Origin of the sequence: Mycobacterium sp. SMC-18, from assembly GCF_045310895.1 — a bacterium.
Taxonomy (GTDB): Bacteria; Actinomycetota; Actinomycetes; order Mycobacteriales; family Mycobacteriaceae; genus Mycobacterium.
In genome coordinates this window covers 1-21,362 of record NZ_JBJIAL010000061.1, presented here as the reverse complement: position 1 = coordinate 21,362, position 21,362 = coordinate 1, and the positions used below count along the sequence as shown (strand labels likewise).

At 67.3% G+C, this 21,362-nt stretch carries 21 protein-coding genes and 1 tRNA gene; 10 read left to right on the top strand and 12 right to left on the bottom strand.

Annotated elements, in window-relative coordinates:
- Positions 1-167: 167 nt before the first annotated feature.
- Positions 168-1,607: a 30S ribosomal protein S1 gene (gene rpsA, locus ACJH6J_RS28250; protein ID WP_061006315.1), complete on the bottom strand. Its 1,440-nt coding sequence runs from the start codon at positions 1,605-1,607 to the stop codon at positions 168-170.
- 258 nt (positions 1,608-1,865) lie between these two features.
- Here rpsA and ACJH6J_RS28245 point away from each other — a divergent pair, with 258 nt between their 5' ends.
- A complete protein-coding gene (locus tag ACJH6J_RS28245; protein WP_318986368.1) occupies positions 1,866-2,963 on the top strand; it encodes a PrsW family intramembrane metalloprotease in 1,098 nt (365 codons plus the stop codon).
- A 35-nt stretch (positions 2,964-2,998) separates the two neighbouring features.
- On the top strand, positions 2,999-3,631 hold the full coding sequence (locus ACJH6J_RS28240; RefSeq protein WP_406804870.1) for a LysE family translocator: 633 nt from the start codon (positions 2,999-3,001) through the stop codon (positions 3,629-3,631).
- Here the strand turns inward: ACJH6J_RS28240 and polA are convergent.
- On the bottom strand, positions 3,628-6,288 hold the full coding sequence (gene polA, locus ACJH6J_RS28235; RefSeq protein ID WP_406804871.1) for a DNA polymerase I: 2,661 nt from the start codon (positions 6,286-6,288) through the stop codon (positions 3,628-3,630). The two genes, ACJH6J_RS28240 and polA, sit on opposite strands and share 4 nt — an antisense overlap.
- A 55-nt stretch (positions 6,289-6,343) precedes the next feature.
- Complete coding sequence (locus ACJH6J_RS28230; RefSeq protein ID WP_212814051.1) at positions 6,344-7,231, bottom strand: LysR family transcriptional regulator; 888 nt, start codon at positions 7,229-7,231, stop codon at positions 6,344-6,346.
- A 70-nt stretch (positions 7,232-7,301) separates the two neighbouring features.
- Between ACJH6J_RS28230 and ACJH6J_RS28225 the strand changes: the two genes are divergently transcribed.
- Positions 7,302-8,456 (top strand): FAD-dependent monooxygenase, encoded by a 1,155-nt coding sequence (locus ACJH6J_RS28225; RefSeq protein ID WP_212814049.1) that lies wholly within the window; start codon positions 7,302-7,304, stop codon positions 8,454-8,456.
- Here ACJH6J_RS28225 and ACJH6J_RS28220 read toward each other — a convergent pair.
- Together ACJH6J_RS28220 and ACJH6J_RS28215 are read right to left on the bottom strand one after the other, a co-directional pair.
- Complete coding sequence (locus ACJH6J_RS28220; RefSeq protein WP_212814047.1) at positions 8,395-9,843, bottom strand: FAD-dependent monooxygenase; 1,449 nt, start codon at positions 9,841-9,843, stop codon at positions 8,395-8,397. The two genes, ACJH6J_RS28225 and ACJH6J_RS28220, sit on opposite strands and share 62 nt — an antisense overlap.
- The gene (locus ACJH6J_RS28215) at positions 9,840-10,406 is read right to left on the bottom strand and encodes a TetR/AcrR family transcriptional regulator (protein WP_212814044.1); all 567 of its coding nucleotides are present in this window, start codon (positions 10,404-10,406) and stop codon (positions 9,840-9,842) included. Before ACJH6J_RS28215 ends, ACJH6J_RS28220 begins: the two co-directional genes overlap by 4 nt.
- A 118-nt stretch (positions 10,407-10,524) precedes the next feature.
- Here ACJH6J_RS28215 and ACJH6J_RS28210 point away from each other — a divergent pair, with 118 nt between their 5' ends.
- The 4 genes from ACJH6J_RS28210 (at position 10,525) to ACJH6J_RS28195 (ending at position 12,977) form a co-directional block, all read left to right on the top strand.
- Positions 10,525-10,965 carry a Zn-ribbon domain-containing OB-fold protein gene (locus ACJH6J_RS28210; RefSeq protein WP_406776188.1) on the top strand — a complete coding sequence of 147 codons (441 nt, stop codon included), beginning with the start codon at positions 10,525-10,527 and terminating at the stop codon, positions 10,963-10,965.
- Positions 10,962-12,164, top strand: a complete 1,203-nt coding sequence (locus ACJH6J_RS28205; RefSeq protein WP_053856122.1) for a lipid-transfer protein — start codon at positions 10,962-10,964, stop codon at positions 12,162-12,164. Before ACJH6J_RS28210 ends, ACJH6J_RS28205 begins: the two co-directional genes overlap by 4 nt.
- Positions 12,165-12,241: 77 nt before the next feature.
- Entirely contained in the window at positions 12,242-12,463 is a 222-nt protein-coding gene (locus tag ACJH6J_RS28200) for a DUF167 domain-containing protein (RefSeq protein WP_212814759.1), read from the top strand.
- 16 nt (positions 12,464-12,479) lie between these two features.
- Positions 12,480-12,977, top strand: a complete 498-nt coding sequence (locus ACJH6J_RS28195; protein WP_212814039.1) for an O-acetyl-ADP-ribose deacetylase — start codon at positions 12,480-12,482, stop codon at positions 12,975-12,977.
- 8 nt (positions 12,978-12,985) lie between these two features.
- Here the strand turns inward: ACJH6J_RS28195 and ACJH6J_RS28190 are convergent, their stop codons facing one another.
- The 6 genes from ACJH6J_RS28190 to ACJH6J_RS28165 form a co-directional block, all read right to left on the bottom strand.
- The gene (locus ACJH6J_RS28190) at positions 12,986-13,741 is read right to left on the bottom strand and encodes an ABC transporter ATP-binding protein (RefSeq protein WP_212814036.1); all 756 of its coding nucleotides are present in this window, start codon (positions 13,739-13,741) and stop codon (positions 12,986-12,988) included.
- Entirely contained in the window at positions 13,728-14,573 is an 846-nt protein-coding gene (locus ACJH6J_RS28185; RefSeq protein ID WP_212814034.1) for an ABC transporter ATP-binding protein, read from the bottom strand. Before ACJH6J_RS28185 ends, ACJH6J_RS28190 begins: the two co-directional genes overlap by 14 nt.
- Positions 14,570-15,763: a branched-chain amino acid ABC transporter permease gene (locus ACJH6J_RS28180; protein ID WP_212814032.1), complete on the bottom strand. Its 1,194-nt coding sequence runs from the start codon at positions 15,761-15,763 to the stop codon at positions 14,570-14,572. The genes ACJH6J_RS28185 and ACJH6J_RS28180 overlap by 4 nt, the downstream gene beginning before the upstream one ends.
- Entirely contained in the window at positions 15,760-16,797 is a 1,038-nt protein-coding gene (locus ACJH6J_RS28175) for a branched-chain amino acid ABC transporter permease (RefSeq protein ID WP_212814030.1), read from the bottom strand. Before ACJH6J_RS28175 ends, ACJH6J_RS28180 begins: the two co-directional genes overlap by 4 nt.
- Positions 16,798-16,890: 93 nt before the next feature.
- Positions 16,891-18,105, bottom strand: a complete 1,215-nt coding sequence (locus tag ACJH6J_RS28170; RefSeq protein WP_212814028.1) for a branched-chain amino acid ABC transporter substrate-binding protein — start codon at positions 18,103-18,105, stop codon at positions 16,891-16,893.
- 207 nt (positions 18,106-18,312) lie between these two features.
- Complete coding sequence (locus tag ACJH6J_RS28165; RefSeq protein ID WP_212814026.1) at positions 18,313-18,942, bottom strand: ANTAR domain-containing response regulator; 630 nt, start codon at positions 18,940-18,942, stop codon at positions 18,313-18,315.
- A gap of 107 nt (positions 18,943-19,049) precedes the next feature.
- On the opposite strand from ACJH6J_RS28165, the gene ACJH6J_RS28160 reads away from it, so the two are divergent.
- The 3 genes from ACJH6J_RS28160 (at position 19,050) to ACJH6J_RS28150 (ending at position 19,964) form a co-directional block, all read left to right on the top strand.
- Positions 19,050-19,126 (top strand) — tRNA-Leu (locus tag ACJH6J_RS28160).
- A 23-nt stretch (positions 19,127-19,149) separates the two neighbouring features.
- A complete protein-coding gene (locus tag ACJH6J_RS28155) occupies positions 19,150-19,422 on the top strand; it encodes a hypothetical protein (RefSeq protein WP_318986323.1) in 273 nt (90 codons plus the stop codon).
- Positions 19,423-19,424: 2 nt separating this feature from the next.
- The gene (locus ACJH6J_RS28150) at positions 19,425-19,964 is read left to right on the top strand and encodes a hypothetical protein (protein ID WP_406776207.1); all 540 of its coding nucleotides are present in this window, start codon (positions 19,425-19,427) and stop codon (positions 19,962-19,964) included.
- A 63-nt stretch (positions 19,965-20,027) separates the two neighbouring features.
- On the opposite strand, the gene ACJH6J_RS28145 is transcribed toward ACJH6J_RS28150, so the two are convergent.
- Positions 20,028-21,296, bottom strand: a complete 1,269-nt coding sequence (locus ACJH6J_RS28145; RefSeq protein ID WP_406804869.1) for a hypothetical protein — start codon at positions 21,294-21,296, stop codon at positions 20,028-20,030.
- Positions 21,297-21,362 lie beyond the last annotated feature (66 nt).

Sequence of the window (21,362 nt, the reverse complement as noted above, 5' to 3'; positions counted from 1 at the left end):
CTTCGAATGCGGATACCCACTGGGCACGACAACCTCCCAAATCAATGGATGTTGTCTTGACCGTATGAATCTGCCGCCGAATCTTGTCCATCTTCTGCACGTTCGGCGCCGTGCAACGACAAACGCCCCGACTCGCCAAGCGAGTCGGGGCGTTCGTTCGTTACTACTTAGGCGTTGCCGGCGAGCTTCTCGCGCAGCGCCGCCAGCTGGGCGTCGCTGGCCAGGGTGCCACCGGTCGACTCCTCGGAACGCGAGGAACCGCTGGTCGCCGGACGGGCAGCTGCCTCGGCGTCGGCCGCGGCGAACTTCTCCATCTGGGCGGTGTGCATCTTGTGGCGACGCTCGGCCTCGGCGTACCGGGCCTCCCACTCGTCACGCTGCTTCTCGAAGCCTTCCAGCCATTCGTTGCTGTCGGCGTCGAAGCCCTCGGGGAAGATGTAGTTGCCCTGCTCGTCGTAGCTGTCGGCCATGCCGTACTTCGACGGGTCGAACTCCTCGGTGTAGTCCTCGTTGGCCTGCTTGAGGCTCAGCGAGATGCGGCGACGCTCCAGGTCGATGTCGATGACCTTGACCATCGCGTCGTCGCCGACCTGGACCACCTGGTCCGGGACCTCGACGTGGCGCTCGGACAGCTCCGAGATGTGCACCAGGCCCTCGATGCCCTCTTCGACGCGGACGAACGCACCGAACGGAACCAGCTTGGTGACCTTGCCCGGCACGATCTGACCGATCGCGTGGGTACGGGCGAAGTGGCGCCACGGGTCTTCCTGGGTCGCCTTGAGCGACAGCGAAACCCGCTCGCGGTCCATGTCGACGTCCAGCACCTCGACGGTGACCTCGTCGCCCACCTGAACCACCTCGGACGGGTGATCGATGTGCTTCCAGGACAGCTCCGAGACGTGCACCAGGCCGTCCACGCCGCCCAGGTCGACGAACGCGCCGAAGTTGACGATCGAGGACACGACACCCTTGCGGATGGCGCCCTTGGTGAGCTGGTTGAGGAACTCGCTGCGGACCTCGGACTGGGTCTGCTCGAGCCAGGCACGACGCGACAGGACCACGTTGTTGCGGTTCTTGTCGAGCTCGATGATCTTGGCCTCGATCTCCTTGCCGATGTACGGCTGCAGATCGCGGACACGACGCATCTCGACGAGCGATGCGGGCAGGAAGCCGCGCAGGCCGATGTCGAGGATCAGGCCGCCCTTGACGACCTCGATGACGGTGCCCTTGACGGCCTCGTCCTTTTCCTTGAGCTCTTCGATGGTGCCCCAGGCGCGCTCGTACTGAGCCCGCTTCTTGGACAGGATCAGACGGCCTTCCTTGTCCTCCTTGGTGAGGACCAGGGCTTCGACCTCATCGCCCACGGAAACGACCTCGTTGGGGTCGACGTCGTGCTTGATGGAAAGTTCGCGGGAAGGAATGACACCTTCGGTCTTGTAGCCGATGTCGAGCAAGACCTCGTCACGGTCCACCTTGACGATGGTCCCTTCGACGATGTCGCCATCGTTGAAGTACTTGATGGTCTTGTCGATAGCGGCGAGAAAGTCCTCGGCCGAGCCAATGTCGTTGATGGCTACTTGCGGCGAGGTGATGGAGGGACTTGGCATGTGGTGGGATGCTCCGGACAGGTTGAATCGTAGGGACAAATTGGTTGTTTTCCGTGACGCGCCGCGGCGTTACCGCCTGACGTCTCACGCGCACCCATAGCCCATGTGGACACAGGTACTTGTCGAGGGTACTAGACCCGTAGACGCAGGCCAAACGCGGTCTGCTCCACCGCAGGGGAATGCCGTTCCGCCGATAGTCTTCGTGTCGTGTATCCCGCTCCGTCGCCCGTGCCGCCGCCATATCCGTATCTGGCGCCGATGCCGCGGCGAATCCGCAAGGTCGGCGCGCCCCTCGGCGTGATCATCGGGCTGGGCGTGCTGATCGGCTGCGTCCTGATCCTGACCACACTGACCAACCCGATCGGCATGACCATCGGATTCGTGCTGGCCAGCATCGCGACCGCCGTGGTGCTGCTGACCTACCTGTGGTTCGACCGCTGGGAGCCCGAACCTCCGCGGCTGCTGATCTTCGCGTTCATCTGGGGCGCCTCGATCAGCGTCGTCATCTCGGTGATCCTGGAAACCATGTCGACGCCGCTGCTCGGCAAGGACGGCTTCGCCGCGATGGCCATCGGCGCACCGGTGATCGAAGAGGCCGCCAAGGGCGTGTTCCTGCTGCTGATGATGACCGGCCGGCGCCGCAACGAACTGAACTCGCTGACGGACTGCCTGGTCTACGCCGGTTTCGTGGCCGCGGGCTTCGCGTGGCTGGAGAACATCTTCTACATCGCCATGGGCGAAACCATCGCGCATTCCCTGCTCACCGCCGCGCTGCGGCTGATCATGGGCCCGTTCGCGCACCCGCTGTTCACCAGCATGACCGGCATCGGCGTGTACCTCGCGCTGCAACATCGCGGCGCCGGCGCCAAGGTGCTCTACATCGGACTCGGCTACGTGGCCGCGGTGGTCATGCACATGTTGTGGAACGGTTCGACCGTCGTCGGCGCCGGCGCCTACTTCGCGGTCTACCTGTTCTGGATGGTGCCGATCTTCACCCTCGCCATCGTCACCGGTGTGCTGGGCCGTCGCCGCGAGCAGCGGGTGGTCGCCGAGAAGCTGCCCGGACTCATCGCCTCCGGCCTGATCACCCCCAACGAGGCGACGTGGCTCGGATCGATGCGCGCCCGCAAGGCCGCGATCGCGACGGCGACGCGGATCGGCGGCGCACCGGCCGGTAAATCGGTGAAGGAGTTCGCCGTGCAGGTCGTCGAGCTGGCGTTCGTTCGGGACCGCATCGACCGCGGGCTGGCCGATGAGCGGACGTATCAGCGGCATGCCGAGGAGGCGTACTGGCTCACCGCCACGCGGGCGCAGGCGCCGGTGCTGCAGTGGCTGACCAATTACCGGGCGGCGTGACTTAACGGCTTGCGCGGGTCAGCGATACTTTTTGCATGCTCGCGCACCTTCTCGACGTCCTGCCGGCGTTCCTGGTCGCGTCGGTGATCCTGGCCGCGCTGCCCGGACCGGCGACGGCACTGTTCCTGCACCGCTCGGTGCGCGACGGCCGCAAGGCCGGTCTGGCGGCCGTCGTCGGCAACGAGATCGGCGTCTGCGGGTGGACGCTGGCCGGCGGTGGCGGGCTCTCGATCCTGCTCGCGGCCAACCACTGGCTGTCGCTGGGGCTACACGTCGTCGGTGCCGCCATCCTGATCTGGCTGGGCATCAGTGCCTGGCGCAGCGCGAAGCACCCCACCGACATGGCCGTGACCATGCCCCTGCGGGGACGGACCCCGGCTGCGGCGTTCCGCGCCGCGCTCGTGTCGATCGCCGCCAACCCGAAGGCCGCGGCCTTCGGCATCGTGGTGCTCCCCCAGTTCCTGCCGGCCGGCGGGCCGGTGCTGCCGACGCTGCTGGTACTCGCCGCCATTCAGCTGGTGATCGACACCTCGTGGTGCGTCGGCGTCGTCCTGGCGGCCGACCGGGCCCGGAACCTCTTGAGCCGCACCCACATTCGTCAGCGCATCGAACGCGCCATGGGCGGCATCCTCGTCGCGCTCGGTATCGGGCTTGCCGCCGACGCTTAGTGCGCGGCCGCGTCCCAACTGGGGCCGTAGCCGACCGACACCTCGAGCGGCACGTCCAGCGGGTAGGCACTGCCCATCTGCTCGCGCACCAGCGTCTCCAACGCCTCCCGCTCGCCCTCGGCGACCTCGAACAACAGCTCGTCGTGCACCTGAAGCAGGATTCGTGACTTCAGCCCGGCGTCCTTCATCGCGCGGTCGACGTTGATCATCGCGACCTTGATGATGTCGGCGGCGCTGCCCTGGATGGGCGCGTTGAGCGCGGCGCGCTCGGCGGCCTCGCGGACGTTGCGGTTGCTGCTGTCGAGTTCCGGCAGGTAGCGCCGGCGGCCGAGCACCGTCGAGGTGTAGCCGTCCTTGCGGGCCTGTTCGACGACCGAGTGCAGGTAGTCGCGCACCCCGCCGAACCGGTCGAAGTACTGGTCCATCTGCTGCTTGGCTTCTTCGGTCGAGATCTTCAACTGCGATGCCAGGCCATAGGCCGACAACCCGTACGCCAGGCCGTAGGACATGGCCTTGACCCGGCGGCGCAGCTCCGCGGTGACCTCTTCGCTCGGCACACCGAAGGCCCGCGACGCGACGAAGGTGTGCAGGTCCTCGCCGGTGTTGAACGCTTCGATCAGCCCGGCGTCGCCCGACAGGTGCGCCATGATGCGCATCTCGATCTGGCTGTAGTCGGCCGTCATGAGCTCGGTGAAGCCCTTGCCGACGACGAAGGCCTCACGGATCTGACGGCCCGCCTCGGTGCGGATCGGGATGTTCTGCAGGTTCGGCTCGGTCGAGGACAACCGGCCGGTGGCCGCGATGGTCTGGTTGAACGTGGTGTGGATCCGGCCGTCGGAGGCGACCGCGTTCAGGAGTCCGTCGACGGTGACCTTGAGCCGGGTCGCGTCGCGGTGCGCCAGCAGGTGCTGCAGGAACGGATGGCCGGTCTTGTCCAGAAGTGATTGCAGCGCATCGGCATCCGTGGTGTAGCCGGTCTTGGTGCGCTTGGTCTTCGGCATCTCGAGCTTGTCGAACAACACCACCTGGAGCTGCTTGGGCGAGCCCAGGTTGATCTGCTCACCGATCGCCGCGTAGGCGGCCTCGGCGGCATCGCGAATCTGGTCGGAGAACTGGCTCTGCAGCCGGCCGAGCAGTTCGATGTCGACGGCGATGCCGGCGTCCTCCATCTCGGCGAGGGCTCGCTGCACCGGCAGCTCCATCTGGCCGAGCAGTGCCAGCGAGTCGATCTTGGCGAGTTCCACGTCCAGCGCGTCGGCCAGATCGCCGACGGCCGCGGCGCGCACGATCAGCGCCTGGACCGCGGCGTCGTCGACCTCGTCGGGGTCGTCGAGCAGGGAAAGCTGTTGCTCCTCCTTGCTTTCCGCGCGCAGTTCACGACCCAGGTACCGCACCGACAGGTCGTCGAGGGCGAAGCTGCGCTGCCCCGGGCGGACCAGATAGGCGGCCAGCGCGGTGTCCGAGGTGACGCCGGCGAGCGTCCAGCCGCGGCCCAGCAGGTCGTGCCATGCCAGCTTGGCCTCGTGCAGCGCCTTCGGCGGGCCGGGATCGGCCAGCCACGACGCCAGCGCCGCTTCGTCCTCGGCGTCCAGCCGCGCGGTATCGATGTAGACGCCCTCGCCGCTGGCCGACACGATCGCGACCGCCGTGGCGTCGGCGTCGAAGGCCTTGTGGGTGCCGGCGACGGCCATGCCGAAGCGGCTGCCGTTGCTGTGCTCGGCGAGCCACGCCGCCAGGGTGCCCGGCTCCAGCACTCCGCCGCGGACGTCGAAGCCGAGTTCGACCTCGGGCTCCACAGGCGACAGCGTCTCGAACAGCCGGTCCCGCAGGACCCGGAACTCCAGGTCGTCGAACAGCTGATGGATGCGGTCGCGGTCCCACGGCTGCACCCGCAGCGCCTCCGGGGTGTGCGCCAGCGGCACGTTCCGGACCAGATCGGTCAGCTCACGGTTGAGGATGACGTTCGAGAGGTTGGCCCGCAGCGAGTCGCCGACCTTGCCCTTGACCTCGTCGACATGGTCGACGAGCGCCTGCAGCGAGCCGTACTGGTTGATCCACTTGGACGCCGTCTTCTCCCCGACGCCGGGGATGCCGGGCAGGTTGTCGCTCGGGTCGCCGCGCAGGGCCGCGAAGTCCGGGTACTGCGTCGGGGTGAGGCCGTACTTCTCCACCACCGCCTCGGGGGTGAAGCGGTGCAGGTCGCTGACGCCCTTCTTCGGGTACAGGACCGTCACGTCGTCGGTGACGAGCTGCAACGAGTCACGGTCACCGGTGACGACCAGCACCCGGAAATCCTCGGCCTCGGCCTGCGTGGCCAGCGTGGCGATCAGATCGTCGGCCTCGAAGCCGTCTTCGGCCAGCACCGTGATACCGAGTGCGCCCAGCACCTCTTTGGTGATGTCGATCTGGCCGCGGAACTCGTCGGGAGTGGCGGCCCGCCCCTCCTTGTACTCCGGGTACTTCTCCTTGCGGAACGTCTTGCGGGAGACGTCGAAAGCGGCCGCGACGTGCGTCGGCTTCTCGTCACGCAGCAGATTGATGAGCATGGCGGTGAAGCCGTAGACCGCGTTGGTGGTCAGCCCGCCCTGCGTCTTGAAGTTCTCGGCGGGCAGCGCGTAGAACGCCCGGAACGCCAATGAATTGCCGTCCAGCAGCATCAATGTGGGCTTGGTGGGCGGGGCGTCCGTTGCGGTGGGGCTCACGGTCCTAACTCTATTCAGCCCCACCGACAGCCAGTAACCGCCGCGCCATGTTCACCAACTCCCGGGCCGCCGGGCTCATCGGCCCGCCGGCCCGCCACGCGAACACCAGCCGCCCTCGCAGCGCCGGCGTCAGCCTGATCAGATGCAGATCGGCGCGCGAGCGGACCATCGCTTGCGGCAGCACGGCCACCCCCAAACCCCGGGCCGCGAGGTCGGCCAGGGCCTGCGGCGTGCTCGCCTCGAACGCGACGTGGACGTCGACGCCGGCGTCCGCGCACGCCCCGTCGAACTGGTGCCGGATGCCGGTGCCGACGGGTAGCGCGATGACGGCGCGGCCGGCGAGCTCGGGCAGCCGCACGGTTCGCCGGGTGTGCCACGGATCGTCGAGAGCGACGGCGGCCACGATCGGCTGATCGGTCACGACGACGGCAGCCAGGCCTTCCGACAGCTCGATACCGACGGAGACGATGGCGGCGTCCAACTGCCCGGTGCGGATGCCCTCGATCAGCACGTCCGAGTTGTCGGTGCCGAGCGTGATGTCGACGTGTGGATGGGCCTCGTGGAACCGGGCCAGCAGGCTCGGCATGTCGACGTCGTGCGCGGTGACCGTGCCGATGGTGACGGCGCCACGCACGAGGTCGCTCAATTCGCCGACCGCGGTGCGCGCGTCGGCCGCCGCCGCGAGGGCCGCCCGCGCATGCGGCAGCACGGCCCGCCCCGCCGCCGTCAGCCGGACCTCTCGCCGGGCGCGGTCGAACAGCGGCTCGCCCAGTTCCCGCTCCAGCCGGGCGATCTGGGCGCTGACCGCGGGTTGCGCGACGTGGATGCGTTCGGCGGCGCGGGTGAAGTTGGCTTCCTCGGCGACGGCGACGAAGTACTCGAACTGCCGCAGTTCCATAAGCAGAAATTATAGTTTGTGGACCAGATCGATATTGGACTTATGATTCAGCCGCGCCGAGGCTGGAGTCATGACACCAGTACTCATCGCCGGCGCCGGTATCGGCGGCCTCACCACAGCCTTGACGCTGCACGCGCGCGGCTTCGACGCGCTCGTGCTGGAACGCGCACACGACCTGCAGCCGTTGGGAGTTGGGATCAACCTGCTGCCGCATGCGGTCCGCGAACTCACCGAGCTCGGGCTCGGTGACGCGTTGACCGCCATGGCGGTGGCCCCGTCGGCCATCCGCTTCTACACCCACCGCGGCGACCTGCTGTTCACCGAACCCCGCGGACTGGCGGCAGGCGATGCCTATCCGCAGCTGTCGGTGCACCGTGGCCGGCTGCAGATGATGCTGCTCGACGCCGTGCGTGAACGCCTCGGCGCCGACGCGGTCCGCACCGGCAGCGGGGTCACCGGATTCCGGCAGCACGCCGACGGCGTCGTCGTGGACACCGCGGCAGGCGAGGTCGCGGGCTCTGCGCTCGTCGGCGCCGACGGCATCAACTCCGTGGTGCGCGCGGCCCTGCACCCGGGCGATGACCCCTTGCTGTCGTCCGGTATCACCATGTACCGCGGCGCCTGTGACATCACGCCGTTCCTCGACGGGCACACCATGGCAATCGTCAAGGCCGACAACGGGGTTGACCTCATCACGTACCCCATCGGCGGTGGCCAGGTGAACTGGGTCCTCCAGGTCCCCGCCGGGCAGCCCGGCCCACTACAGGGCGATGCCAAGTGGAACGCGCCCGCGACTGCCGACGATGTCCTGCCGCACGTGGCCGACTGGCACCTCGACTGGCTCGACATGGACGCGCTGATCGGCCGCACCCCGGCCGTGTTCAGTTACCCCATGGTCGACAAGGACCCCCTGCCGCACTGGGGTGACGGCCGGGTGACCCTGCTCGGTGACGCCGCCCACCCGATGTACCCCGTCGGGGCCAACGGGGCATCGCAGTCGATCGTGGACGCGCGGGTGCTCGCCGACGAACTGGCGTCCCACGGCTTCGCCGGGCTGCGCAGTTACGAGCGGGCGCGCCTTGCCGAGACCGCCGATGTCATCGCCGCCAACCGCGAGATGCACGTCGCGGGGGCGTCGCGGGCGCCGGCGGATTTGGCGCGGGTCACCACCCGGTACCGGACGGAGACGGCGAATAGCACCCGAGGCGGCGCAACTGCTCACTGATCGCGTCCGCCCGGTCCGTGATCGCCGCGATGTGCCCGTCGGGCCGCACCAGCACGTAGGAGCCGGCCGGCACGTCGTATTCGGGTCCGGGTCTCAGGCACACCTGCGGGACACCGAAATCGACTGCTGCTCCGCCGAATTCGAGCACCGTCCAGTGCGGTCCGCGGAAGACGTCGAACAGCCGGCGGCCGTCGGGCAACAGGCCGTCGGGGGCGCGGTCACCGGCCTGTAGCGCGCCCGGCGCGCGCTCCGCACCCGCCACGGGCCCGCCCCGGTAGCTGATGTCCAGCTGATGGATGGCGGACGGCGCCGGCCCGGTCGCGGCGAAGCCCTGGCGGTGCAGCGCACCGCTGAGCGCAAGTACGTTGGCCGCCACCGGCATCCGTTCGGCGGCGTAGCTGTCCAGCAGTTCATCGGGCGCGCCGGCCAGCACGGCGGCCAGTTTCCAGCCGAGGTTGTAGGCGTCCTGCACGCCGGTGTTGACGCCCTGTCCCCCGGCCGGCGAATGGACGTGGGCGGCGTCACCGGCCAGCAGCACGCGACCCAGGCGGAACTGTTGTGCCATCAGTAGATTCACGCGGTACTCCGAGATCCACCGCAGGTCCGACAACACGACATCACGTCGCCCCGAGCGCTGGTCCAGCAGTTCCCGCATGCCGTCCAGAGTCAGAGCGGGCGGGTCCTCGCCCGGCGCCATCGTCACCACCAGCTGGAAGTGCTCGGTACCCGGCAGGTTCCACAACGAGAACCGCTTGGTTTGGTCACCGTCACGCGTGAGCAGGTGGCAGCACCGGCCGTCGAGTCCGGTCGCCCGGACGTCGCCCACGATGATGCGTTCCTCGGTCAGCGCCCCGCCGAGAAACTCCACGCCGGACACCTTGCGCACGGTGCTGCGGCCGCCGTCCGCTCCGACGAGATAGTCGGCGCGGATCGGACCGCGGCGGGTCTGCACGGTCACACCGTCGCCGTCTTGCTCGAAACCCGTTACCTCGGTATCGAATTCGATGAACCCACCGAGTTCGGCGAACCGCGCCGCCAGGATCTGGTCGGTCCGCCACTGCGGTATCAGCCAGGTGAAGGGATACGGCACGGCCGGCGTGGCCGCGAGTTCGGGCAGCCCCAGGAGTTCGTAGATCGGCTTGGTCCAGACCACCTCGGCGCCGCGGTACAGGCGCATGGGCGGAAACGTCTCGCCGGCCGCGAGCACGGCGCCGATGACGCCGAGGTCGTCGAACACTTCGAGGGTGCGCGGTTGCAGTCCCTTACCGCGTGAACCGGGAAACAACGCCGGCGCCCGGTCCAGCACGCGAACCGGTACGCCTCGGCGCGCCAGCTCGATGGCGAGGGTCAGTCCGGTCGGCCCGGCACCGGCGATCACCACGCTCATCGGGCACCGCCCAGCAGGGGCAGCAGTACCTCGTCGATGAGCCGCGCACTGAAGGCGGCGTCGACGGGCCGGTCGAGGTGCATCTGCCGCAGGATCATCGCTTCGGCGACGTCGTGGATCAGGTCGACGTCGGCGTCGGGGGCGATGTCACCCCGTGCGATGGCGCGCTGGAGCGCGTCGTGGAACGGCGAAAGCTCCTCTTTGTCCAGATGCTGGCGGATGGCCTCGGCGAGTTGGTCGTCGTGGCGCATGAGCGTCGCGAGTTCGGCCGTGACGCGCGTCAGCGGGTCAGCGACGTTCGCAGCGATGGCGTCCATCACGGCGAACAGGTCGGTACGCAGCGTCCCGGTATCGGGCATCGACGCGTTGCGGGCAGCGTCGGCGGCGTCGAGCGTGGCACGGACGAGTTGCGCCTTGTTCGGCCAACGGCGATAGATGGTCGCCTTGCTGGCACCTGCCCGCACCGCGACCGCGTCGATGGTCAATGCCGCGTAACCCCGCTCGACGAGCAAGTCGGCTGTCGCCGCGAGCACCGCCTGTTCCCGCTCCATCCCTCGAACCATGACCGAAGTGTACGAAACCGTTTCGTACACTTCAAAATCTTTTCCCGGTTGCCGGGATAAAACTGCAACACGTTTCAGTTTCCGGCCTATTGGCAGCTACGCTGAGCTCGTGCCAGGAGTGACGGACGCCGGGAGTCAACCGGCAATTGAAGGTTGGTGGGACACCGACGAAAACGGTGCGCCGCACCTGATCGGGGCCAAGTGCCCGCAGTGCGGGACCTACGTTTTCCCGCCCCGCGCCAATAACTGCCCCAGCCCGGCCTGTGACAGCGACGTGCTCGAGCCCGTCGCGTTGTCGCGCCGCGGCACGGTGTGGAGCTACACCGAGAACCGGTATCCCCCGCCGGCGCCCTACCCGGCCGCTGATCCGTTCGAACCGTTCGCCATCGCCGCCGTCCAGCTGGAGGCCGAGGGCCTCATCGTGCTGGGCAAGGTCGTCGAGGGCACGCTCGCTGCGGATCTCAAGGTCGGCATGGAGATGGAACTGACCACCATGCCGCTGTACACGGACGCCCACGGTGTCGAGCGGACCACCTATGCCTGGGAGATCGCGAAGTGAGTACGCCTGAGCCGTTGTACATCCTCGGTGCGGGTATGCACCCGTGGGGCAAGTGGGGCCGCGACTTCACCGAGTACGGCGTCGTCGCCGCCCGCGCCGCACTGGCCGAGGCCGGCCTGGACTGGCGTCAGATCCAGCTGGTCGCCGGCGCCGACACCATCCGCAACGGCTACCCCGGCTTCATCGCCGGTTCGACGTTCGCCCAGAAGCTGGGCTGGAACGGCGTGCCGGTGTCGTCGTCGTACGCCGCGTGCGCCAGTGGTTCGCAGGCCCTGCAGAGCGCCCGTGCCCACATCCTCGCCGGCTTCTGCGACGTAGCGCTGGTCATCGGCGCCGACACCACGCCCAAGGGTGCCTTCGCCCCCGTCGGTGGCGAGCGCAAGAACGACCCCGACTGGCAGCGCTTCCACCTGCTGGGTGCGATGAACCCGGTGTACTTCGCCCTGCTGGCCCGCCGCCGCATGGACCTGTACGGCGCCACCTCTGAAGACTTCGCCCAGATCAAGGTGAAGAACTCCAAGCACGGCCTGAACAACCCGAATGCCCGGTACCACAAAGAGGCTTCGGTCGAGGACGTGCTGGCCAGCCCGGTCGTCTCCGACCCGCTGCGGCAGCTGGACATCTGCGCCACCTCGGACGGCGCCGCCGCGCTGATCGTGGCCAGCGCCGACTTCGCGCGAAAGCACCTCGGCTCGCTGGAGGGTGTGCCATCGGTGCGTGCGATCAGCACCGTCACGCCGCAGTACCCGCAGCACCTGCCCGAATTGCCGGACATCGCAACGGATTCCACCGCGGCCATCGCCGGGCCGGAACGGGTCTTCAAGGACCAGATCCTCGATGCGGCGTACGCCGAGGCCGGCATCGGACCCGACGACGTCAACCTCGCGGAGGTCTACGACCTGTCGACCGCGCTGGAACTCGACTGGTACGAACACCTTGGCCTGTGCGCCAAGGGTGAGGGCGAGCAGCTGCTGCGCTCCGGTGCCACCACCATCGGTGGCCGCGTGCCGGTCAACCCGTCGGGCGGTCTGGCGTGCTTCGGCGAGGCCATCCCGGCCCAGGCCATCGCGCAGGTGTGTGAGCTGACCTGGCAGCTGAAGGGCCAGGCCACCGGCCGCCAGGTCGAGGGTGCCCGCGTGGGCGTGACGGCGAACCAGGGCCTGTTCGGCCACGGTTCGTCGGTGATCGTCGCGCGCTAGTTCTCGAACCGCAGAACGTGCGGAAAGTCCCGGGAAATTACCGATTTCCCGGGGCTTTCTTGCACAGTGGACCAGTGATGATCTCGGTCCGGGTCAAGCCGGGCAGCCGCAAAGGACCGCTCGTCGAGACCGACGACGACGGCACGCTGGTCGTGTACGTCCGCGAGCAGGCGGTCGACGGCAAGGCCAACACCGCGGTGATCCGGGTGCTGGCCGAACATTTCGACGTACCGAAGTCGCGGGTCGAGCTGGTGTCCGGCGGCGCCGCCCGGATCAAGCGGTTCCGCATCGACGAATAACGCGGATACTGCAGTCATGCCCCGCATCACCGCTGTCCTCGGCGACATCACGAAGCAGGACGTCGACGCGATCGTCAACGCCGCCAACAACGCGATGCGTGGTGGTGGCGGCGTCGACGGCGCCATCCACCGGGCGGGTGGGCCCGCTGTGCTCGCGGATTGCATCGAACGTTTCCCGCATGGCCTGGCGACCGGCGATGCCGGCTGGACCACCGCGGGCAACCTCCCGGCACGCTGGGTGATCCACACCGTCGGGCCGAATTACCGCGCGGGCCAACGCGATCCAGAGCTGCTGCGGTCCTGTTACCGGCGGTCACTCGAAGTCGCGGACGAACTCGGCGCGCAGAGCGTGGCTTTCCCGTTGATCAGCGCGGGTATCTATGGCTGGCCGCTGGACGACGCGGTCACGATTGCGGTCGAGACGGCCTCCACCGCCGACACCGCCGTCACTGACGTCAGATTCGTGGCGTTCAGCGACGATATCCACGACAGGATCATGCGACAGCTGCCGTAGGCCCCAGCTCAGGCGACGCCGAGGTAGGCGGCTCGGATGCTGTCGTCCTTCAGCAGATCCCGGGCATTGCCGCTGCGGGTGACGGCGCCGGTCTCCAGGATGTAGGCCCGATCGGACCGGCTCAGTGCCTGCTGGGCATTCTGCTCGACCAGCAGCACCGTGGTGCCCTGAGTGTTGATCTCGGAGATGATCCGGAAGATCTGGGAGATCACCATGGGCGCGAGACCCATCGACGGCTCGTCGAGCAACAGCACCTTGGGCCGGGCCATCAGTGCGCGGCCGATCGCCAGCATCTGCTGCTCGCCACCGGACAGCGTGCCGCCGGCCTGGCTGCGGCGTTCGGCCAGCCGCGGGAACGTCGTCAGCACCCAGTCGAGACGCTCGTCGTGGTGGTGCTTGGACTCGAATTTGCGCCCATAGCAACCCATTTCGAGATTCTCGATGATGGTCATACCGGGGAAGATGCCGCGACCCTCGGGCGCCTGGATGAGGCCCGCGGTCACGCGGCGATGCGCTTTCATCTTCGAGACGTCTTCGCCGTCGAACCACACCGAGCCCGACGACAACGGCAGCAATCCCGAGATGGCCCGCATCATGGTGGTCTTGCCCGCGCCGTTGGAGCCGAGCAGGGTGACCAGTTCGCCCTCCCGCACGACGAGCGAAATACCATGCAGCGCTTGAATTCTGCCGTAGTGGACGACGGCGTCACGGACCTCCAGCAGCACGGGCCGCGGGTCGAGGTCGGTGGACTCAGAGCTGGTCATCGGGCACCCCCAGATAAGCGGCGATGACCTTCGGGTCCTCGCGGATCTCGGCCGGTAGGCCTTCGGCGATCTTGCGGCCGAACTCCAGCACCACGATCCGGTCGGTGACACCCATGACCAGCCGCATGTCGTGTTCGATCAGCAGCACGGTGTAGCCGTCGTCCCGGATCGCCTGGATCAGCTCGATGAGCGCGGACTTCTCACTCGGATTGAAGCCGGCGGCGGGCTCGTCCAGACACAGCAGCTTCGGCTCGGTGGCCAGGGCACGGGCGATCTCCAGCCGGCGCTGGTCGCCGTACGAGAGGTTCCGCGCCTTCTCCTCACCGCGGTGCGCGATGCCCACGAATTGCAGGAGCGCCGCGGCACGTTCGATGGCGTCGCGTTCCTCGCGGCGGTGCCGCGCGGTGCGCAGCAGCGCGCCCGGGACCGACGTCTTGTGCCGGGCATCGGTGCCGACGACGACGTTCTCCAGCGCCGTCATCTCGCCCCACAGCCGGATGTTCTGGAAGGTGCGCGCGATGCCGCGCCGGGTGATCTGGTGGCGCTTGATCTTGCCGAGCGGCGCGCCGTCGAACATCACCGATCCGGACGACGGCCGGTAGACACCGGTGATGGCGTTGAAGCAGGTGGTCTTGCCGGCGCCGTTGGGGCCGATGAGGCCGAGGATCTCGCCACGCCGGATGTCGAACGTCACCGCGTCGAGCGCGGTGAGCCCGCCGAATTTGACGGTGAGATCGGTTGTGGCCAAGAGCTTCTCACCCTCGGCGACCTGCACGTCCCGGTGCAGGGCGGCGAGTTCCTCGTCGGGTGCGGGCTCGAACGTGTCGCTCATGCCGCCGCCTTCGATTCGTCGGCGTTGCGTAGCAGCGCGCGCGCCGCCTTGCCGTAGGTCAGCAGCTGTTGACGTACCGGGAAGAGGCCCTGCGGCCGGAAGATCATCAGTACCACCAGTGCCAGGCCGAAGAACAGGTACTTGAGGTCGCCGAGATTGATGCCGAGGAAGTGCACTCCGAGCAGCCGGTTGGGCAGGTACACGATGATGAACGCGCCGATGATCACGCCGAGCTTGTTGCCCTGCCCGCCGAGGACCACCGCGCACAGGAACAGCATCGAGTTGATGATGTTGAAGGTGGGCGGCGCGACGTACTGCACCTGACCGGCATACAGCGCGCCCGACAGGCCGCCGATGCCCGCGCCGATGACGAACGCCCACAGCTTGAACTTGAACGTGTTGACACCCATGACTTCTGCGGCGTCCTCGTCCTCGCGGATGGCGACCCACGCCCGCCCGACGCGGCTGCGTTCCAGGTTGCCGACGAGCAGGAGGATGCCGACCATGAGCACCAGCCCCAGCCAGAACCACCACGTGCCGTAGTTCGCGGCGCCGGCGGAGTTACCGCTCGAGAACACGCCCGTCGGGAGTTTGTCCGTCTCCCCCAGTCGCGGATAGGCGATCTGGTTGAGGCCGCGGGCACCGTTGGTCAGGTCGGAGAGGTTGTCGGCCAGGAGCCGGATGATCTCGCCGAACCCGAGCGTGACGATGGCGAGGTAGTCGCCGCGCAACCGCAGTGTCGGGATGCCCAGCACCAGGCCGGCCATGGCGGTGACCGCCATGGCCAGGGGGACGCAGGCCAGCCAGGCCCAGTCCTTGTCGAGGAACCCGTCGACCCCGACCTGGTTCCAGGGGCTGTCGGGGCTGGTCAGCAGTGCGACGGTGTAGGCGCCGACGGCGTAGAAACCGACATAGCCGAGGTCGAGCAATCCGGCTTGGCCCACAACGACATTGAGGCCGATCGCGATGATCGCCACCATCGCGAACTGCGCCATGGTGCCGCCGAAGCTGATGCCGGGTGTGTTGAGGAACGACGGGGTGTGCAGCGGCAGGTACGCCACCAGAACGAACACGAGAACGCCGAAGGACCACTTCGCCGGTCTCGACTGTTGATCCCACCATCGGCGGATCTGGTCGCCGGGCGCCAGCAGGTAGCGGGCGACGCCGTCGTTTCGATGCTGCCCGCTCATGCGCGTGCCTTCCCGAGACTTTCACCGAGTATCCCGGTGGGACGGATCAACAGCACCAGCACGAGGAGGACGAATGCCACCACGTCGCGCCATTGGGTGCCGAAGAACGCCTGGCCGTAGTTCTCCATGATGCCGAGGATCAACCCACCGAGCAGGGCACCCCGCAGGTTGCCGATACCGCCGAGCACCGCGGCCGAGAAGGCCTTGATACCCAACAGGAAACCGCCTGAGTAGATGATGCCCTGCGGCACCTTCAAGGTGTAGAGCAGTGCCGCGGCGCCGGCCAGCAGGCCACCGATGAGGAACGTCGTCATGATGATGCGCTCCCGGGACACGCCCATGAGGGTGGCGGTCGTCGGGTCCTGCGCGACGGCGCGGATGCCGCGGCCGAACTTGGTGCGGTTGAGCGCGATGTCGGTGAGCAGCGCCAGCACGATGGCGGCCACGACGATGACGATGGTGACGTTCGAGATGTTCGCGCTGAAGAGTGTGAACTGAGTCTTGGGCTGTACCAGGATGATCGGCTGCTGGGCATTGCTGCCGCCGAAACCCTTCAGAATCTTCGGCAGCACGAAGTGCACGAATTCCTGGAGGACGAAGGACATGCCGATGGCGGTGATCAGGAACGTCAGCCCGCGCGCATTGCGGCGGCGCAGCGGCCGGTAGGCCACCACCTCCAGCCCGACGGCCGCGGCGCCGGAGACCAGCATCGCGACCACCATGGCGACGCCCAGGTAGAAGATCGTCAACCCGACGCCCAGGTTGTAGGCGTTTCCGCTGGGCTTGAACCCGAGAATGATCTCCAGCGCGAAGTACGCGCCGAACATGCCGAGCATGAAGATTTCCGAGTGCGCGAAGTTGATCAGTCGCAGCACGCCGAACACCAGGGTGTAGCCGACGGCGACGAGGGCATAGATCGCACCCCACGACAACCCGTCAATCGTCAACTGCCAGAACCCGTTCACCAGGTTGTCGACGTTGAAATTGATGTTGGCCGCGGTGCACACGTAGTGGCCGACGCAGTCGGGTGTCATCGGGTGGCGGCTCCTCGGTTATCGCGGTGGTGAGAGTCCAGGAACGACGACGCGCCCGGCACGGGGTCCGGACGCGTCGTCGTCTGCAGGTTCCTACTGGACCTTGTAGATCCAGATCAGGTTGGTGGTCAGCTCACCCTTGTTGTTCCACTGGTACTTGCGGGCCACGCCCTGACCTTCGTACTTGGTCACGAAGTCCAGCAGCGCGGGCCGGGTGACGGCACCCGAGTCGATGCCCTTGACCAGGATGGTGCCCAGGTCGTAGCCCTCGGTGCTGTACGTGCCGGGCTCCTGGCCGAACTTCTTGGTGTATTCCTCGGCGAACTGCTTGCTCGCCGGGCCGCACGGGCAGGACAGGATGGCGCCCTTCGTCGCCTCGCCGCCCTGCTTGACGAACTCGGGGTCCTTCGTGCCGTCGGCGCTGGCGAACGTCGCGGTGACGCCGCCGTCCTTGAGCTGCTGAGCGAACGTCGCGGCCTCGGCGTAGTAGCCGCTGTAGAAGATCGCGTCGGGCGCGGCACCCTTGATCTGGGTGACGGCCGCCGAGAAGTCCTTGTCGCCCTTCTTGACCGAGATGTTGCACGCCGAGTCGGCGACCGGCCCCAGCGTGGTGCGCACGGCCGTGGCCAGGCCCAGGCCGTAGTCGGTGCTGTCGTCGACGACGCAGACCTTCTTGTAGTTGAGCGTGTTCTTCAGGTAGTTCGCGACCGACGGGCCCTGCACGCCGTCGTTGGCCAGGCCGCGGAAGAAGGTCTTCCAGCCGTTCTCGCTCAGCGTCACGTTGGTGGCCGAGGCGGTGGCGGCGACGAGGCCGGCCTGGTCGAAGACGGTGCCGGTGGCCTTGGTCTCGCCGGAGAAGGCGGGGCCGACCAGACCGATGGTGAACTTGTCGTCGACGATCTGCGGCGCGATGCCCGTCGCCTTCTGTGGGTCACCCTCGGTGTCGAAGGTCTTGAGCGTCACCTGGCAGCCGGGGTTGGCCGCGTTGTGCTTGTCGATGGCGAGCTGCACGCCGTCCTTGATGTTGATGCCCAGTGCGGCGTCGGGGCCGTTCAGCGCGCCCGCCATGGCGATGTTCACCGGCGGGCAGGTGGCCTTGCCGTCACCGGCGGGATCGGCAGGAGTCGCGCCGGCGGCGCCCTTGACCTCGGCGCCGTTCTCGTCGATCTGCACCTGTTCGACGATCTTGAGATTCGAGCCGGCCGCGCCGCTCTGCTTCGGATCAGACTGGCTGCATCCCGCCAGACCGAACACGATCAAACCGGCACTGCCGACTGCAAGAGCATTCCGAGCTACGCGACTGCGCACGCTTCACCTCCGGGTCATGGTTACGTGGCACCGGATGCGGCCTGCACTCTTCGCAAGTGGGGCCGACATCCGCTGCTTCGCGTAGACAGTAACCAACACGGCGCGGCTATACGCGCTGTTGAGCGATGCTGGCCGACGTTGTCTTCATCGGACCTGTGTAAATGCTGCGGCCGGAAACACAGAGTTAACGGGACGCGCCCGCGGGACTCAGCCGGCTGACGGTTCTGTCGCTTCCGCGGCCGGCGGATCCAGCGTCTCGACGACGACCTCGGCGACCCGTTTCATCGTGGTGCGACGGTCCATGGCCGCCCGCTGAATCCACTTGAACGCCTCGGGTTCGGTCATGCCCTGCTTGGTCTGCAGGATGCCCTTGGCGCGCTCGACGAGCTTGCGTGTCTCGAGCCGGTCGGACAGCGACAGGACTTCCTTCTCCAGCGCTGTCAGCTCACCGAAGCGGCTCACCGCGACCTCGATGGCCGGCACCAGATCCGTGATGGAGAACGGCTTGACCAGATAGGCCATGGCACCCGCATCGCGGGCCCGTTCGACCAGCTCACGCTGGGAAAACGCGGTCAGGATCACGATAGGCGCGATGCGCTTGGCGGCGATCTCGGACGCGGCGTCGATGCCGTCACGGCGCGGCATCTTCACATCCATGATCACCAGGTCAGGCTTGAGCTGCTCGGCGAGCTCGACGGCCTCCTGGCCGTCGCCGGCCTCGCCGACGATCTCGTAGCCCTCCTCGCGGAGCATCTCCGCCAGGTCCAGCCGGATGAGCGCCTCATCCTCGGCCACGAGGACACGGCGCGGTGCGACATCAGATGTTGACCCGGTCATCCCCATATTGTCGCGTGAGCGGTCCGATGAAGCGACCTCGGGGCGCGGCGGGCCCGGAGAATCACATCAACTATGGTGGTACACCGCACCCGATCAACGGGTGCGACGCCCTCGTATCCCAACTGGCAGAGGAAACGGATTCAAAACCCGTGCAGTGTGAGTTCGAATCTCACCGAGGGCACCAAAGCTCGCCGCTAAACTGCAGGCATGGGGGCACTGCGAGTCACTGCTGATGGGCTGTTCGCCGTTGCCGGTCAACTCGAGCAGCATGCCCAAGCTCTGTCCGCACACGTCACCAGTGGCGCGCTGCTTCCCGAAGGTCAGTCCACCGCGGATGTCGTCGCCGAGATCCAATCGCGCATCGATGCCGCGTCCGCCGCACATGCCGAACGGATCTGGTCTGTCGTCTCCGCGCTGACCGCCGCCGGACGCGCCTATACCGACTCCGACAGCTCGGCCACGGCAGCATTGGCGGAGTAGCCATGATGGCCGAACTCGAGTTGCCGACGCTGGCACAGATCACCGATTGGGATGTGCAACACCTGGTCGACGCCGCCGCGCAGTGGAACAAGACCGCCGATCTGTGGGAGAACTCATTCCACGACGTCTGGCAGGGCACCCTGCGTCCCGGCGGCACCACGTGGGAAGGCAGTGCGGCGGAGAACGCGCAGGACATCGCGTGGCGCGACCTGGTCAAGGTCCGTGGCTCGGCCGACGCACTACGGACCGCCGCGAGTATCGCCCACGCCGGCGCCGCGTCGCTGTCCGACGTGAAGCGATTGGCGCTCAACGCAATTGACGAAGCGCGTACCAACGAGTTCACCGTCTCCGAAGACCTGTCGGTGACCGAGGTCAGATACCGGTTCGTGGCGAGGGAACGCGAGTCGCGCGAGTCCATGGCCGATGACCACTCCGCCGACATCCGGCACTTCGCCGCGAATCTCGTTGCCCTGGACCGGGATATCGCGCACCGCCTCCGGGCAACCATGTCCGGGATCGGCGCCCCGATCTATTCGGTCTGAGCCGCCAAACCCGAGGGCCTCCCCGGCGCATGACACGCCAGGGAGGCCTCGTCCGCACCCGGGTTATGCGCCCTGATGCTGATGTGACTTGCTGTCCGCCGGCGAAGTCTTGCCACCGGTGTCGCCGTTCGACCGTCCCGTCGGCTTCGACGGCTCACTGGCAGCGGGGGCCGGCTTCTTCGTCTTGCCCGGCTTCTTGCCCTTGCCCTTGGCGGCCGGCCTGTCGCCGTCCTTGCCGTCGGTCGACTTGCCCTCGGCCGCAGCGTCTTTGGCCGGCTTCTTGGATTCGTTCGCGGCCTTCGGCTCCGCCGACGCAGGCGAATCGGACTGCGGGGTTTCTGCTTTGGGCGCTTCCGCCTTCGGCGTTTCCGCCTTGGGCGTCTCTTCCTTCGGGGTCTCCGTCTTGGGCGTTTCGACCTTCGGAGTTTCTTCCTTCGGGGTCTCGGCCTTCGGGCTCTCCGCCTTCGGGGTGTCTTCCTTCGGGGTTTCAGCCTTGGGATCCTCAGTCTTGGGATCCTCGACCTTGGTCTCCACGGCCTTCGGGTCGACCGCTCCCGCGGTTTCGTGCTCGACGGCGTCGACCACCTTGACGTCACCCGCCTCGGGCTTGTCGCCGGCCTTGACGTGGTCGGCGGTGTCCTTCGTACCACCCACCTGAGACTTCAGCTCCGTCGCGGCCCGGTTGGCCTCCGAGAGGGTGTCCGCACTGATCGAGGCGGCGGCGGATGCCAGGCTCGCGGTGGTACTCGGTTGCGCCGCAGCGGGTTTGAAGATGCCCGCCAGCAGGCTCTGGAACGCCTTGACGGCGTTGTTGACCGCGGTCTGCAGCGATGCGGTGAACGACGCGAAGGCTTTCTGGGCCTGAGCCAGCGCCTTCTGTATCAATTGGGCCAGCGCCACGATCGGCGAGACGATGACCGGCGGAAGACCGATGGCATCCGAGATCACCTTCACCGCCAGCTTCGCCGTCCAGTCCGCCTGGAAGATGCCGTAACCGGTGTCCGTGCCCGGCGTGCCGTCACGGGTGGTGTAGATGAATATCGGGCCGGTGTAGGTCAGCGCCCGCCAGGCAGTGATGAAGTCCGAGATGAAATCGGCCTGCTTCTGGTTGCTCGTGGGATCGACGACGCCGAGTTGGTCCAGCACGGTCTGGAAGCCGTACTCGGTGGCCCAGATCAGCTTGTCGCCGTCACCGTTCTGCACCATGATCGCCCGCATTTGCTGCAGCTGGTACAGCGGCGCGAGTGGGTTCAAGGCACCCTGCGAGAACTTCAGGACCTGGTTGAACTCGTACGGGTGGAACGAGATCGCGTCGAAAAAGCGGCTCTTCACAGATGAGGGTGTAGAGGTGGTTGGCGCGTCGTTGCCGGGATAGAGGTCGAGGTCTCTCGAAAATGA